Source organism: Herbaspirillum sp. CF444 (assembly GCF_000282135.1).
Classification (GTDB): Bacteria; Pseudomonadota; Gammaproteobacteria; order Burkholderiales; family Burkholderiaceae_D; genus Herbaspirillum.
The window spans coordinates 1-1,464 of the sequence record NZ_AKJW01000049.1; the positions used below are offsets into that span (position 1 = coordinate 1).

Genomic DNA, 1,464 nt, shown 5'->3' on the forward strand with positions numbered 1-1,464 from the left:
TCCGGCTTGCGTCATGTCGCCCGGCGCCAGTCGGATTTCGCATTGCCCACGTCCTATCAGCTATACGTGCGCCGATGCGTGCTCCAGTTAATGTCAGGGAAAAGCGCATTCTCTTCGCCTGCAAAATCGTCTGCTATCGAATTAAGCCGGGCTTGTATTTCGGCGTGAGACGGTATAGCTCCACGCGCGTTTAACTCATCTATCCACAAATGCATACGGTCGGCAACAGGCCCTTCGACACGCACTTGAAGTTCAGTAGCAATAACGGGGCTATCTATTAGCCTCACTCGCAACGCCCTTGTAAATGCCATGGCCAGGGTGTGATTGTGTTGTCCCTCGGCAGCACGGGATACGAGCAACCGGTACATTGCATAATCGCGATCAGGGGTCCAATCAACAATCGTCGCGGCACTATACAGCGCGTGCACATATTGCCGACCATTCCACCGGCCCAAAGCGAAGCGTGTCGGATGGGCGTCAGGTACGCTTCGCCGTATGTTCCCTGCACGCATTACTATATTCAGGCGAGTCCCCTGCCGTATCTGGTCTTCGTAGGTAAATGCGAAATCCTCAATTTGCCCCCCTTGCCCCTGATACAGCCCATGAAACCGTGGATTGCGAAATAGGCCTGGCAAAGGTATGGCGGCCCCGGCTCCCTCACCTTCCATCATCAGGCCCCCAAACGGCCTGCTGGCTGTACCCTTGAGTGCACCGAGCACCTTGCCTGCCACCGCCCCGCCGACTGATGCCAGCAGGGAGCCACCGGCAAGTAACGCCCAGCCACCCGCGCCCATGCTGTCCAGGCGTTCATGGTCAATAGCCATGGAAATACCCTGAACCACCACCGCAAACGTCGCATCAATTGCAATCACAGCGGGCAAAGCCAATCCGGCGGTCAATACGCCAAGGGCGATGCCGCCAATCAACCCTCCAACCAACCCAAAAATGGTGCCATTGCTCAGGTGCCCTGACGGATCGGCCCGGTTGACCGGATCACCATCGCAGTACGCATACGGATTGATGCCGCCCGCACCGAACGGACTCCAGTTGTCCGGACAGTTAAAGCGCATCAGCACTGGGTTATATGCCCGATAGCCATTGCCCAAGTGATACGTGCCACTCACCGCGTCCCGCCGCTGGCCGTTATAGCCCAATATGCTCGTGTTCATTGTCAGATCCTTTTGACTGCTCCGGCTTGCGTCATGTCGCCCGGCGCCAGTCGGATTTCGCATTGCCCACGTCCTATCAGCTATACGTGCGCCGATGCGTGCTCCAGTTAATGTCAGGGAAAAGCGCATTCTCTTCGCCTGCAAAATCGTCTGCTATCGAATTAAGCCGGGCTTGTATTTCGGCGTGAGACGGTATAGCTCCACGCGCGTTTAACTCATCTATCCACAAATGCATACGGTCGGCAACAGGCCCTTCGACACGCACTTGAAGTTCAGTAGCAATAACGGGGCTATC

At 56.4% G+C, this 1,464-nt stretch carries 1 protein-coding gene and 1 pseudogene; both read right to left on the minus strand.

The window, feature by feature from the left end; translation table 11 throughout:
* Positions 1-56: 56 nt before the first annotated feature.
* Positions 57-1,169: an RHS repeat-associated core domain-containing protein gene (locus PMI16_RS09695; RefSeq protein ID WP_034379808.1), complete on the minus strand. Its 1,113-nt coding sequence runs from the start codon at positions 1,167-1,169 to the stop codon at positions 57-59.
* A gap of 76 nt (positions 1,170-1,245) precedes the next feature.
* Positions 1,246-1,464: pseudogene (locus tag PMI16_RS26420) on the minus strand (RHS repeat-associated core domain-containing protein); the annotation flags it as partial.

What these genes read in the sequence shown, in the direction of transcription:
- PMI16_RS09695 (WP_034379808.1), bottom strand. Translation starts at nt 1,169, where the DNA reads ATGAACACGAGCATATTGGGCTATAACGGCCAGCGGCGGGACGCGGTG.